At 49.9% G+C, this 13,829-nt stretch carries 12 protein-coding genes and 1 tRNA gene; 6 read left to right on the top strand and 7 right to left on the bottom strand.

Annotated features, from left to right (window positions below; genetic code table 11):
- Positions 1-18 precede the first annotated feature (18 nt).
- The 3 genes from CWC46_RS19810 to CWC46_RS19800 all read left to right on the top strand — a co-directional run bounded on the left by CWC46_RS19810 (position 19) and on the right by CWC46_RS19800 (position 2,097).
- The gene (locus tag CWC46_RS19810; protein ID WP_021014810.1) at positions 19-945 is read left to right on the top strand and encodes a DUF1281 domain-containing protein; all 927 of its coding nucleotides are present in this window, start codon (positions 19-21) and stop codon (positions 943-945) included.
- Between the two features lies 1 nt (position 946).
- On the top strand, positions 947-1,306 hold the full coding sequence (locus tag CWC46_RS19805) for a DUF5983 family protein (protein ID WP_021014811.1): 360 nt from the start codon (positions 947-949) through the stop codon (positions 1,304-1,306).
- 107 nt (positions 1,307-1,413) lie between these two features.
- Positions 1,414-2,097: an N-6 DNA methylase gene (locus tag CWC46_RS19800; RefSeq protein WP_021014812.1), complete on the top strand. Its 684-nt coding sequence runs from the start codon at positions 1,414-1,416 to the stop codon at positions 2,095-2,097.
- A 76-nt stretch (positions 2,098-2,173) separates the two neighbouring features.
- Here the strand turns inward: CWC46_RS19800 and CWC46_RS23115 are convergent, their stop codons facing one another.
- The 5 genes from CWC46_RS23115 to CWC46_RS19775 form a co-directional block, all read right to left on the bottom strand.
- A complete protein-coding gene (locus CWC46_RS23115; protein WP_255401463.1) occupies positions 2,174-2,383 on the bottom strand; it encodes an FxLYD domain-containing protein in 210 nt (69 codons plus the stop codon).
- 236 nt (positions 2,384-2,619) lie between these two features.
- Entirely contained in the window at positions 2,620-3,165 is a 546-nt protein-coding gene (locus tag CWC46_RS19790) for a hypothetical protein (protein WP_021014813.1), read from the bottom strand.
- Between the two features lie 52 nt (positions 3,166-3,217).
- The gene (locus tag CWC46_RS19785; protein ID WP_021014814.1) at positions 3,218-4,423 is read right to left on the bottom strand and encodes a conjugal transfer protein TraF; all 1,206 of its coding nucleotides are present in this window, start codon (positions 4,421-4,423) and stop codon (positions 3,218-3,220) included.
- A gap of 125 nt (positions 4,424-4,548) precedes the next feature.
- Complete coding sequence (locus tag CWC46_RS19780) at positions 4,549-5,493, bottom strand: hypothetical protein (protein WP_021014815.1); 945 nt, start codon at positions 5,491-5,493, stop codon at positions 4,549-4,551.
- A gap of 307 nt (positions 5,494-5,800) precedes the next feature.
- A complete protein-coding gene (locus tag CWC46_RS19775; RefSeq protein ID WP_021014817.1) occupies positions 5,801-6,355 on the bottom strand; it encodes a hypothetical protein in 555 nt (184 codons plus the stop codon).
- Positions 6,356-6,546: 191 nt separating this feature from the next.
- Here CWC46_RS19775 and CWC46_RS23355 point away from each other — a divergent pair, with 191 nt between their 5' ends.
- Positions 6,547-8,046 (top strand): TraI domain-containing protein, encoded by a 1,500-nt coding sequence (locus tag CWC46_RS23355; protein WP_021014818.1) that lies wholly within the window; start codon positions 6,547-6,549, stop codon positions 8,044-8,046.
- Between the two features lie 40 nt (positions 8,047-8,086).
- Positions 8,087-9,049: a tyrosine-type recombinase/integrase gene (locus CWC46_RS19765; RefSeq protein ID WP_021014819.1), complete on the top strand. Its 963-nt coding sequence runs from the start codon at positions 8,087-8,089 to the stop codon at positions 9,047-9,049.
- A 258-nt stretch (positions 9,050-9,307) separates the two neighbouring features.
- On the opposite strand, the gene CWC46_RS19760 is transcribed toward CWC46_RS19765, so the two are convergent.
- Positions 9,308-9,383: transfer RNA gene (locus tag CWC46_RS19760), tRNA-Phe, on the bottom strand.
- A gap of 622 nt (positions 9,384-10,005) precedes the next feature.
- Between CWC46_RS19760 and CWC46_RS19755 the strand changes: the two genes are divergently transcribed.
- Positions 10,006-12,159 (top strand): ornithine decarboxylase, encoded by a 2,154-nt coding sequence (locus CWC46_RS19755; RefSeq protein ID WP_021014820.1) that lies wholly within the window; start codon positions 10,006-10,008, stop codon positions 12,157-12,159.
- Between the two features lie 49 nt (positions 12,160-12,208).
- Here CWC46_RS19755 and ansP read toward each other — a convergent pair whose 3' ends face one another.
- A complete protein-coding gene (ansP, locus tag CWC46_RS19750; RefSeq protein ID WP_021014821.1) occupies positions 12,209-13,672 on the bottom strand; it encodes an L-asparagine permease in 1,464 nt (487 codons plus the stop codon).
- Between the last annotated feature and the right edge of the window lie 157 nt (positions 13,673-13,829).

The following is a 13,829-nucleotide window of genomic DNA, read 5'->3' as shown; positions in this document are numbered from 1 at the left end:
AAAAGAGGAGAAGTAACCATGTTTGAATGGTGCAAAAATCGTCTGGAAATCACCGGTCGTTCTGTATTTATCGATGTCATGCTGCAGTGGGTGACGGGCGATGAAGTTCCGCTCTACCGTCACGCCGTACAACAGAGTATTCAGCTGTTTCTGGCTGGCGCGGCAGGGATACTGAAGCCGGCTAAAAATGTGGAATACCTCCCGTTCCCGGGGCTGGTATCTCATGGTTCTGGCCCGGCCATCGCCTCAAATCTGGCTTTTCAGCACTGGCTGGAGTTACTGCAGAAAGATGCCGTGCTCAATCCGGATACCGTCAGACAGATTGACCGTATCTGGACGCAATCAGGTCTGAGTGCGGTCAGATGGGAGACGATCCCTCTGGCAGCACGCCAGATAATGACGCCGTTAATGACCCGACAGTACGTTGACTGGTTTGGTGTGGCCACCTGGTCATCTCATATCGATGGCGGCGCCTGTTGGGAAAAACTGGGGAAAAGACCTGATCGTGCCTGCCATTGCGACATGTTGATGATTATTCCCTCCCGGCTTGCGGCGGAACTTAACGGTAATGGCCATCTGCTGACGGGAATGTCCAGTACGGGTAGCCTTTACAGTCGGGTCCACGGGATGGAGTGGCCTTGCGGTCATAACGTTCTCTGGCATCGCGACCGTATAAACAGTCTGCGACTGGAGTTTGATTCACCATCGTATCCGCCCTCCAGTGAATTAATGGGGGAAATTTCAGCCGTATTTGACTGTGAAATCCGACATTGGTATCAGGAGCCGGTCAACGGTATTCGGGGTTATGACTGCTATGACCGCGGAGACCATGTTGATAGCGGCAAGTGTGGGACGGGGTCGTTTTCGGCTGAACTGCTGTCTTTCCCGGCAGACGCGTTGTCGGTGAACGAACAGGCCGATGTGCCGCAGGTGAAGGATGTGTGAAATGGTCAATGGCAATAAGGTGTTGAGTCGCACAGCGGGTGAATACGCGCAACCTGAAGAACTTTACCGGTATGTTGTTTGCAGTACCGCACATCTGACTGAGCAAGACGCTGAGTTGTGTCATCGCCTCGGTCATCAGCGGTGTGAGTGGGGGGATTCAGAGTGGATCCATCTTACTGGCACCGGCTATCTGGTGCGGTTAAGTGCCTTCAGCTTCCCGCTGCTGGTTCTGAAGAAGCGTGGATTTTCAAAAAATGCACGCAGGCTGATCTACGTAATGATGAGACGATTAAATATCTCGCTCATCCACTTTGACTGTTGCGGTGAGGTACTAAGCGGGTTTGCTGTCCATGACTGGTAAGCCTGTGCTTTATTCAACAGTTACATAGGCGGAACCTCGTTCCGTCTCTCTCACCATCCTGAAGGGGAAATATCCCCTTCAGGGCATATTTCCCCTGGAGATATGCGATGAACATCATGGTCGATCATAAGAAGCAATTCATATCCATTTTTAACGAAACCGCCCGCTACCATCACCGGCAGAAGGTCTTTCGCGACTTTATTACTCTCGCGGCCGCATCGATTCATAACGGTATCTGTTTTGATGACCTGCTGGAGCAGGAGTATATGGAGACTGTTCGCCAGTATGAGGCAAAAGATGCAGAACGGATGTCCATGTTACTGGAAGAAGTTGCAATGGGGCTTGCGGCTGAAAGCAGTGATTTTCTTGGTTCGCTCTACATGCAACTGGAGCTTGGTGAATCAGCACGAGGCCAATTTTTCACACCATTTTGCGTTTCCCGGATGATGGCTGAGATACAGTTGGGTGATATCAAAAACATACTGATAGATAAGCCCTTTGTTACTGTTTACGAGCCAGCTTGCGGTTCTGCTGGAATGCTTCTGGCTATCGCTGAGGTGATAAAGGAAAAAGGTTTTAATCCGTCCCGGCATCTCTGGGTTTCTTGTATTGATATCGATCCCGTGGCGTCAGGAATGGCTTATATTCAGTTGTCTCTGACGGGGGTTGCTGGTGAAGTGGTGACGGGAAATGCACTGAATGGTGAACGTCGCCGGGTCATGTTTACACCGGCGCATTGGCTGGGAAACTGGCCATCGCGTCTAAAAAGCTGCGCTGTACACGCTGTATAAACCTAAACTTAAGCCTCTGCATTGCAGAGGCTTTTAATACATTGAGTTAGCGCTAAATTTTTATGGCCAGAAGAGGCTAATATGCAGTTATTTCAGTGACGTTGAAACTGTCCGGTTTACCTTTAATCGTGTTGACGAACGCTTGCACCTTAACGTTTTGCCCAGGCAATAGATTTGCGGCTGAGTCAATGGTGTCGCTGACGACAGTATCACCTTGATAAAGGTTAAATTTGATGAACACATTTTTGATAGTAGCATCGGTGTTGTTGTGTCCTTTACCGACGATAGCAATTAATCTATTGGACGTGTTTTCAAGGTGAAGTTCACTTAGTGTGACTTTATTTCCACTGGCCTATTTAACCCATTGGAAATACTTTTTTCTGTATTTTGAATGCGTTTTCTCCCTCTTTTTTGAACAATTTCTTCAGCATCAGTAATAAGGAGGGATGCCGTTCAATTTTGAATTCAGATCCAACATTGAAAGTCTCCCGTCCCACTAATTCATGGCATCATAGTTAAAAATCAGCGAATTTCTCCTTCCGCCACCGGGCCAATTTGTGTCCAGAGTTTTTTCGTCCAGGCCTCTTTTAGGTGGGACGGGTCTGCTGAGCGATAGGTTGCAGCGACCTGGCTGTTGCTCCCTTCGCGGCTGACTTCCAGTGTCAGATGGTCTGCTTTCCCCCAGATACGGCTCATTCGGTAGTAAGATCCCGGTTGAGCGCTCCAGTCAGTCCCTTCTGCCATTGCGCTGGCCACCCATCCTGAATTTCCTTTACCGCTGTTTTTTGCGGCGGTGATTTCATCGTCCGACGTGAAGCGGTAATAACGTTTCAGCCTTGCGGCGGCCGTATCGACATCAGCATGAACCGTCAGGGTTTTACTGACTTCACCCCATTCAGGTGATTTCCCGTTATTAGATAACGCTGTCGATGGTGAAAAAGAAGAACCGAACTCGCTGATTTGACGTGTTAAAGTGCCCAGATCGCTATTACTGCATCCTGTAGCACCCAGGACGATTGCCATAACCAAAAGGGTCACAGGTACGCAGTGTTGTTTTGAGGTTGTCATGGTATTTCTCCGTTAAGGGGGACGGGTCATGTTGGACATGCCCCTGGCGGTATCAGAAAGTGACAGAAAGCTGGGCCACGGCACCGTAGGTACGATCCGTTCCGGCCATGCCGGTCAGATCGAGGTGAACGACGTCTAACGGAGAAATACCGATGCCGGCCGTCACGACATTGTTGCCACTGTTACGCATGTCAGCGCGGTAACCAGCACGTAGTTGCGCCCATGACCAGGCATTAAGTTCGGCACCGATGCTGGCATACTGTCTTTTTTCATCGGAGGCGAATCCACTGGCGGGCGTCATGTCAATGTCGGCCGCGAAGGTAACGAGTCCATTGCTCCACGCAGTACCGGCTGTGGCCTGAGGGCGAATGTTGAAACTGTCCTGCAGGCCATTCACTTCGCGGGTATCGACACTGCGTGCCACGAGGTTTTGTACTGCCAGTGCTACCGTCCACTCGGGAGTCAGGTCAGCAGAAAAACCAAGATCAACGTTGGCGCCGCTCTTTGAACGCTGCCAGTCACCACTGTGAAAGTCGGACGTGCTGTAGTTGTTGATGGCCACGTTGTAGTTCCAGGTATCAACACGCTGGAATTTTGGGGTGATCCCCACGGACACCGGCACCTTTCCCAGGGTAAACGGATGTGCCATGGCAATACCGTACTCACTGATCAGTGCGGCTACACCTTCAGCCCGCGAAGTCAGGTTGTTAAGCGTGGAGTCATCAGGCTGAACAAGGCCGGTGCTGGCAGCATCGAGATACGTCAGGTCGCTGTCACTCACCACGGCGTGCGCTTTCGCCTGTCCCCAGCCTTTAATGACCAGGGCAAACGGCAGGGTGGCATTCGGTACCGCAATCATCGCACCGACACCGGCATCTGCACGACCGCTGTGACCAGAGATATCGGTCAGCGATTTTCTGAGGTCAGCGGCTGAAGAAGCGGAATGACCGGTACCGGTGGTGTTCTCCAGATTGTCCCAGGTGTGTTTGACGTTATCGAAACCGTCCTGCAGGTTATCTGGGTCACTGACCTGGGCGCCCACGGCAGGCAGGATAATGCTGATATCATCGCTGGGGCCCGACTTTGTCAGCAGGGCGGGGTTCAGCAGCGGCGCTGCGCCGTATTTTGAGGAGGCGACGCCGGTTCCTCCCATCGCATCGTTACGGGCTTCAAACCAGGTACCGGCTGCCTGCGCCGTGGGCAGTGAAGATGCCAGACTGGCGACCATCAGGCAGCGTGTTATTAATGTGGCTTTCATTATTGTATTTTCCTGTGCAGTTTATGTTTTTTAGGTAAAAGAATTCCCTGATGCTGACGCACCGATTAAAATTATTTGTTTATTGAATAACGGATTAATTAATTAGTTCATGTCATCTATTTATTTTAACCACGCCGGTGTTGCCTATTTTCAGAAAATCTGAGTGGCATTAATTCTTCTGTTTGCCACGCGGATAACTGTTTTGAAAAAAGTATTTTGTCCACGGCCATGATGGGCAGAACTTTTCCGGATGAGAGCAGGGATAATATGGCAGCATCGGCTACAGCGGTTGTAATAGAAGCACGCCCCTTTTTTTCCAGCACACCACAATATGAAAGAAAGTCTGAAATAAACGGCTCATGCTCACCATCAGGTATTTGCTCTCCAAAATATTCAACGGTGCGCAGCCTGATGCCATTGATCTTTTTAAATTGAATAAGACAGACACTAATCAGTGTTTCATGACTGCGCATATCGACCGGTGGTGCGAGGTCATCGCGCAATAAGATAATCTGAGGTAATGGGGCTTCTGGTATTTCAGCTATTTTATTATCAATTTGTTTAGACAGACTGTGCCAGTCCGTAATATTGCCTGAGGTTATCCCTGGTGTGGCGACTTCACCCCGAAGCCATGCCTTGTTGACGTTAAACCAGTCAGCCATCTCTGAAAGCAACGGTGCCGTCAAATAATCCATCGTCCGTTCCCGGTTTTCCAGGACACTGAGACCGATGTTCCACTGAGACAGCAGTGTAGCAACATCGGTGATCTTCAGATCATGGGCATCCATGAGTAGCTGAAAACGTTCAACAACTTGTGTTGCCCGAGCCTGGAAGGGAGACAGGGTCTCCCGGATCACGCCTTCAATCAAAACATTGATAAACTCGGAGGCTGAGATCCCCAACTTCGCCGAGACTTGCGTGACATATTCTCGGATACCTGGTTTGAACCTGACCGCCAATGGGTCCCCTGATTTTTTATTCTCCGTCGCGGCGGCGCTGAGCAGCACGCTGAGCTTATCGTCCTGTTCAAGGACCAGGTGTGAAAGCAGTGACGTGACGTTAAGGTTCATGGTTTTCCCTGGTGTTGAAATAAGGCGCTGTATCGATGGTGCGTTATTCTTTGTATTCGATGTGAATACCATAATCAGACAGATTGCCGTTGTATAACGGACAATTTCGATCGTTCAGATCGAAACGGTTTATGTAGCCAGTATGAATACATCGCCGGAGGGACATAACGGGAAATTGTTCATTCAGCATTGCAAATTAATGGGAGAGGCAGCAGATGATGGTCGTGCGCGGCGGCTTCCTCATTTTCGCCGAGGTTCCTGCAGGCTTTTTCCGTGGCTTTCATCCGTTTCCAGGACAGCATATCCGTCAGTGCCTCTTGTCTTTTTTGCGTATCACCAGAACACCGCAGTGCACTGAAGGGGAATACCATCGCCATTCCTTCAGGAGTGTCTCAAGCTGAAGTCCTGACCGTTCTGCACGGCCCAATGGCCTTCCCAGGATGCGGTATTGGTAATGCTCTGGGGGAAAGTGGCGTAACAGTCTTGCTAGCCGCCGAGAGCTCAGCAGATGCGATGACAGGATAAGCGAGCGTCCAGGAGAGGCTAAGCCGGTACTGAGCGTGTGTATTAACGCATCCCAAAAATGGTTGATGTCCCTCAAACCAGGCTGGCCAACAGAGAGCCAGGGGTTGAGGTGCAGCCATACTCTGTGTCGTTTTTTCATCAACACGAAAGGGGATTTTCTGAACAACAGCATCACCCGTGATAACGGATTGAGCAGCAATGGGGAAAAATGAAGTATGCCGAACACCACCAATGAGCCTGATGTGATGCCTCTTCCGGTGATGATTAGGGTGATGGCGGCGCAGAGCAAAAGCCAACTGGAGGCAATCGTAGCCAGCAGGAAACGGTCTGATTTCATGCCTGTGTCTTACCTTTGAAAAAACACATTCATGCACATCCCTTTATTTTTCACCCGTTGAAATTCTTCATGCAGATCCAAAAAAAAGATCAAGAGGTTAATGGAGATAATCAATAAACAGTTCCGGCTTGCCAGGATAACGATAAAGCATAGCGTAATGCCCCTTTACGAGTGATTGATACGGGGCGGCAATGCTAAAGTGGATTGCAGGCAAGCTACATACTCTGACAGTAGATATGTCACCTCAGGTTGCTGTGGTATCAGAGAATCTGAATACCGGAGGGTGGTTTTCACCGCAAAATGCCGACGAGCTTCTGTCCACGCGGGCCAGAAAACAGGCGCTACAGCAGCTATGGGACAACAGTCCTTTCTCCCGACAGGTATGGGACGCGTTTTGGCTGGATCCGGTCAGGCGGCTGGCGGTCAGACTACAGCAGTTGCCGGCAGCGTCCACTGGGCCTTACGCCCGTGAGGGAGGCATGCTGGATGAGGCGCTGGAAGTGGCCGTTTGCGCGGTCAGGTTGTCCCGGGGATGGATGCTGCCGCCGGGGGCACCCCCGGAAGAACAGGCTGCACAGAGTGCTGCCTGGTGCACCGCCATTTTCTGGGCAGCATTGCTGCATGATCTGGGCAGCCTGGAGCAGATGGCTGCTTTTCATGAGGATGGTCGCCGGTGGTATCCGGGGGTCGAGGTGCCTGATGCGCCCTGGCGGGTGAGATTTTGTGATCAGACAACGAATTCAGTGGTCCGGGCTGCCACATCGGCTTATCGCTTGCTACCCTGTGAAGGCTTGCGCTGGGTGGCACGCTGGCCGCAACTGATGGACGCGTTGCTGGTTTACCTGTCGGGCGATAAGTCCGCTGCTGCTATCCTTCATGTCGCCGTGAGTGAGGCCCGCGAAAAATGTGGGCTGTTTGCTCAACACACCTCTCTCCTGTCTTCGGTCAACTCTGCAGCAGAAAATCCTGAGTCTTTACGCCAGAGTGCACTTCAGGCGTCTGCCGAACATCCCACCGATGAATTCGTTATCAGCCCCATTGTTTCTGCCAAGAATAATGATAATGACTCTCAGTCGCCGAATGGCGTACCTGTCTCTCTCCCCGGGTCGGAACTGGTCTCTGCCATCAGTCAATCCGAGCCAGTTGATGAGGCCGTATCGGGGACAGATACGCCATTGGAGGGAGGGACGCCGGGGGAATTATTGACGTTGTTGGATAAAATGACCGGCGCTGAACCCACGGATATCTCTGGCTCTGCTTCCTCCGAGAGTCTCTCCCCTGCGGAGGCTCTGCTTCAGCCAATCTCTGACGAGACATTCACCTCGGGAGAGCGTTTCTGGAACTGGCTGATTGATTCCACAGAGGAGGGAACATTAAGCGTTAATGCGCAGGACAGCCTGCTTCATATTATGGCGCAGTATGTTTTCATTCAAACGCCTGATTGTTTTTACCGTTACCTGGCAACGCGGAATAATGCTGAAGCAGATAAAAATGAGGTTCAAAAAACCTTTGAAGCCCTGAACAGGCATTATTCAAGGAATGGCAAGGGGATTTATATCTACAGAAAATATGAGAACGATGGTAGAGAAGGGCGTTTTACAAAAATGTCAGGTTATATGATCCCGGTAGCGCAGGTTTTCAAGAAAGGTGTGGTGCTTTCTGATAGCCCATGGTTGGCACCTAATAAATAAGTATTAATGACATCTTTAATTGAATAATACGGAGAGTGAAATGGATTTGATTAATTATGACGATATATTGCAGGATTATTTTTTCAGTAAGGTATTAAGGCCGGCTACCGAGTTGAGTTATCGAAAGGTTGTTAATTCATTCCGGCGCTATACAGAAGATAAAGTTTTACCTGGTCAGGTCAACAGACTGACCGTGCTGAATTGGCGCCGGTATATATTAAATGAACAGTGTCTCTCATCCATAACATGGAATAACAAAGTCGCGCATATGCGGGCGATTTATAATCATGTATTACAGCAACAAATTATTCCCCTGAAAGACAACCCTTTTAATGGCGTTGTTGTCAGACCCGATATTAAGCGTAAAAAAACGCTCACTGAGTCAGAGATCAAGAAAATCTATTTATTGCTGGAGGCCAGGGAAAAGGAGGAGGGCCTTGGCATTACTGAGAAAATACGCTCTGCACTGCGGCCGGCGTGGTATTGGCTTAGTGTAGTAGATACGCTTCGCTATACGGGGATGCGACAAAATCAGCTGCTCAATATTCGTCTTGAAGATGTTCAACTCGAGGAAGGATGGATAAATTTACGATCAGAAGCGTCTAAAAATCACCGAGAGCACCGGGTTCCAATCACCCGATTACTGCGGCCCAGACTAGAACGACTGATTATGGTTGCCACAGAACGCGGCGCAACACACAGTGATATGTTGTTTAACGCAAGCCGGTTTGATGGACGAAAAAACATGCTAACTGACGTTATGGCTTATCAACCGCTGCGTGCTTTCTTCCGTCGGCTCTCGAAAGAGTGTCAGTGCACCATCACCCCGCACCGGTTCCGGCATACCATTGCTACCGATATGATGAAATCACCCGATCGTAACCTGAAAGTGGTTCAGACACTCCTTGGACATTCAAGTGTTGCGGTCACATTGGAGTATGTCGAAGGAAATATGGACAGTTTACGGTTGGCATTGGACGAGGTATTTGACAGACAGGGATAATACCAGGTCAGATCCAGGTGACTGAAAGCAAAAAATGGCGCTTTCCTTTACAGAAGATTGACACTACCGGTAGGAAACTGTAAGAATTCTCATTGGAAGGACGAGAGAAAGCTAGAAAGTGGCGAAATCACTCTCTAGCTTCTTAGTCCCGAGTGTTCAACAATCGATGCGATAAGCATATTTATCACATGAAGTCGATTCGGGTACTTATGTCATGCCCGTTAAGGATCTCATCCCTTAACGAACAGGCTCTGAAGATGGTGCCCGGACTCGGAATCGAACCAAGGACACGAGGATTTTCAATCCTCTGCTCTACCGACTGAGCTATCCGGGCAACGGGGCGCATTAAACCGTATATCACTAAAGTCGTCAACGGGTTTCTGTCACAACTCGGTACGGTTGCTCTATTTTCAGTCACTAATGCTGGATTAATCATCAATATGGGGAATGGATGACACCAGTCGGTACAAAATGGCTATTATACCACTTGGTAATCCGTCCTGATGAGTGAGTCTGTTTTCTTGAATTTGACCTAAAAGAGTGCCACTATTGCGCGGTTTATGACTTCCTATTCACTTGTGGTTATAGAGGGCCGCTGATATGCCAGATTCAATGCTCATGGTGCGGAAACAATGTGCCAGAACTTTGATGATGTCGCAGTATGCTGGTGGTTCTGTTTCTGCTTTCTTCACTCCCCGTTTATCCTTTGTCACCATGCGGTGAGGCATAATGACGCTCACTGTTAGACATGATTAAAAATAGAGTAACTCCTCTGATTTTACTGATGTCTATCGGATGGTGCTGATCCCAGTTTTCCCATTCGTTATCGGCAATTTAACGCTGTAGATCATGCATGTGTCGTGATTGATTGGCATTGTAGTTGGTTGGGAACCTTATTCCTGCACTGTGTCTTTTAGGCACGTACACTCATCCTTAACCGTTTTAGGTTTGGTTACATGAAACAGTTAAAAATTGCGGCTAATGCGGCGATTGCCTCCCGTATAATCACAACGCGTCCGATTGTGGCGTTGAGTCAGACCGATTTTACCGATATCGCCGCTGTAGTCGTCTCGGTGGAAGAAGCGCGCAGCGGCATTTTGTCGGTGCTGCATCACACCGGTTTTGCTATTCCGGCTTTTGTGGCGCGGGAGCAAACGAATGACAGTCTGGAAATGCTGCCACCTGGCAGTGAGTGGTTGTGGCTGGATGAGTCTGGCGAACACGCAGAAACTCTGGAACAGGCAGCGGAAGGTTATCAGCGCGCGCTGTTGCCACCTTTCTTTGGTCGGCTGATCAAATATGCCGCTATGGGAAATAGTACATTTGCCTGCCCGGGACATCAGGGCGGGCAATTCTTTCGCAAGCATCCGGCGGGCCGTCAGTTTTATGAGTTTTATGGCGAAAATGTGTTCCGTTCGGATATCTGTAATGCCGATGTCAAACTAGGCGATCTGCTGATTCATGAAGGGGCGGCTAAAAAGGCGCAGAAGTTTGCTGCCCGGGTATTTAACTCGGATAAAACCTATTTCGTGCTGAACGGGACCTCGGCAGCCAATAAAGTGGTGACTAATGCACTGCTGACCCGTGGCGATCTGGTGTTGTTTGACCGCAATAACCATAAATCCAACCATCACGGCGCGTTGATTCAGGCTGGCGCTACACCGGTTTATCTGGAAACGGCGCGAAATCCGTTTGGCTTTATTGGCGGTATTGATGCGCACTGTTTTGATGAAACCTATCTGCGTGAGCTGGTGCGGGAGGTCGCGCCGGAACGTGCTGATGAACAGCGTCCTTTCCGGCTGGCGGTGATTCAGCTTGGTACTTATGATGGCACCATCTATAACGCCCGTCAGGTGGTGGATAGTATTGGCCATCTGTGTGATTACATCCTGTTTGATTCCGCGTGGGTGGGATATGAGCAGTTTATTCCGATGATGGAACAGTGCTCTCCGCTGTTGCTGGAACTGAACGAGAATGATCCCGGTATTTTCGTTACTCAGTCGGTACACAAGCAGCAGGCTGGTTTTTCCCAAACGTCACAGATCCATAAAAAGGATACTCACATTAAAGGGCAGAAGCGGTTTTGCAACCACAAACGCCTGAACAATGCGTTTATGCTGCATGCATCGACCAGTCCGTTTTATCCGCTGTTTGCCGCGCTGGATGTCAATGCCAAGATGCATGAAGGTGCTGGTGGCCGTCGTTTATGGCTGGAGTGTGTCAAGTTAGGGATCGAGACTCGCAAGCAACTGTTGGCGTGCTGCTCACTCATCCGGCCGTTTGTCCCGGTCAGTGTCGGCGGGATCCACTGGCAGGATCACGAAACCGACGTAATGGCGCAAGATGTCCGTTTCTTCAATTTCAGGCCGGGTGATCGCTGGCATTCGTTTGAAGGTTATGCGCCGGAGCAGTATTTTGTCGACCCCTGTAAACTGTTACTGACCACCTCAGGAATTGATGCGCTCACCGGTGATTACACCCCATTTGGTATTCCGGCCACAATTCTGGCTAATTATCTGCGTGAACACGGCATTATCCCGGAGAAATGCGATCTTAATTCCATCTTGTTCCTGCTAACGCCAGCGGAAGATAGTCTCAAGATGCAGCATCTGGTGCAGGCTCTGGTTCGTTTTGAGCAGTTGATTGAACAGGATGCACCGCTGAGTAGCGTGTTGCCGGGGTTGTATCATAAATATGAACAGCGTTATGAAGGTTATACGCTGCGCCAGTTATGCCAGGAAATGCATAATTTTTATGTCAGTCATAATGTGAAACTGCTACAAAAAGCGATGTTTCGTAAATCCTCTTTCCCTGAAGTGGTGATGTTGCCGCAGGAAGCCAATAGCGCTTTTGTCCGGGGCGATATCGAGTTCATTGCGCTGGATGAAGCTGAAGGTCGTGTTGCGGCAGAAGGCGCATTGCCTTATCCACCGGGAGTGCTTTGCGTGGTGCCAGGCGAAGTATGGGGCGGCGCGGTACTGCGTTATTTCCTGGCGTTAGAAGAAGGAATCAATTTGATGCCGGGTTTCGCACCGGAGTTGCAAGGGGTTTACAGCGTGGCGCAAGCCGATGGTAGTAAGCGACTGTATGCGCATGTGATTGCACAGTAAACACAGTAACCAACCCAGATAATCCCCGGGAATTCCCGGGGTTTTACGCTCAATTGACCAGACTTTTGTGCTCAGTATCCGGCCGATTGACCTCTTTTTGCCGTTTGCGCAAACCATACCAGCCAGCGATCAGCACCAATACCAATATGGGTATGGTGGCGATAGTCCAGGTTCCGTTCGGGTAGTCCATTGCCATCAGAACCAATACCCCTAGCAGGAATGCCAGCGTCAACCAGGAGGTCACCGGTGCACCAGGCATTCTGAACGATACGGGTTTGGCTTTTCCTTCCCTGATGGCCTGTCGTAGTTTCATTTGACAGATGATGATGAACCCCCAGGAGCAGATAATGCCAAGAGACGCAATGTTCAAAACAATTTCAAATACCTGTGATGGCACGATGTAGTTCAGGAATACACCAATGATATAAATGCCCACCGTCACCAGAATGCCGGTATAGGGTACGGACTGGCTACTCATCTTGGACATGAACTTCGGTGCGGAGCCGCCGAGCGACAAGGAACGCAGAATGCGACCAGTCGAGTAAAGCCCAGAGTTAAGGCTGGAAAGCGCGGCTGACAATACCACGAGATTCATGATAGTACCGATGTAGGGTATACCCAGTTTGCTGAAGAAGGTGACAAACGGACTTTCTCCAGCTTGATAGGCATTCCACGGCAGCAGGCACACCAGCAGGATCACCGAGCCTACGTAGAATAAGCTGATGCGCCAGATAACACTGTTCACCGCTTTGGGTAACATATTTTCCGGATCTTTGCACTCTCCGGCGGCGGTACCGATCAGCTCAATGCCAGCAAAGGCAAAAATAACGCCCTGAACCAGAACCAATGCAGGTAGCAAACCGTGTGGGAACATGCCGCCATTGTCGCTGATCAAATGAAAGCCGGTGGGATTACCACCCAGCAACTTGCCGCTTCCGAGAAACAGGGTCCCGACAATCAGAAAGAGGGAGATCGCCGCGACTTTGATCAGTGCAAACCAGAACTCCATTTCCGCAAACCACTTTACGCCGATCATATTCATGGTGGTGACAATACCCAGCGCACTTAACGCAAATACCCATTGAGGCACATCAGCAAAGGTGCCCCAGTAATGCATATAAAGCGCGACCGCGGTAATGTCGACAATCCCTGTCATCGCCCAGTTAAGAAAGTACATCCATCCTGCTACGTAGGAGGCTTTTTCCCCCAGGAATTCCCGAGCGTAGGAAACAAAACTTCCGCTGGAAGGGCGATGTAGAACCAGCTCTCCCAGCGCCCGCAGAATAAAGAACGAAAATATCCCGCAGACCAGATAAACCAGAGCCAGTGCCGGTCCTGCCATTTGCAGACGGGCGCCTGCGCCAAGAAACAATCCGGTACCGATGGAACCGCCAATGGCGATCATCTGTACCTGGCGGTTTCCCATGCTTTTGTGATATCCCGCTTCATGTGAGTCCAGCCAGCGCCGTTTCGCAGCATGGTGCTCGGTATCTGTATTTTTATGCTGATTCATTACCGGTTTAATTCCCTTGTCTGTCATTCAGGAGTCTGAAATTGATGTTTTATTTTAATCAGTTAGCTGTAAATCAGGTTTTCTGCGCGCCGTACAACCCGAACCAACAGGGAGGGCGGCGTTAAAAACGTCAGCGATGCTACCTTTTCTTAACAAG

It is taken from the genome of Prodigiosinella confusarubida, assembly GCF_002847015.1.
GTDB classification, from domain to species: domain Bacteria; phylum Pseudomonadota; class Gammaproteobacteria; order Enterobacterales; family Enterobacteriaceae; genus Prodigiosinella; species Prodigiosinella aquatilis.
The sequence above is the reverse complement of the archived record's forward strand: the minus strand, read 5'-3'. Positions and strand labels throughout refer to the sequence as shown.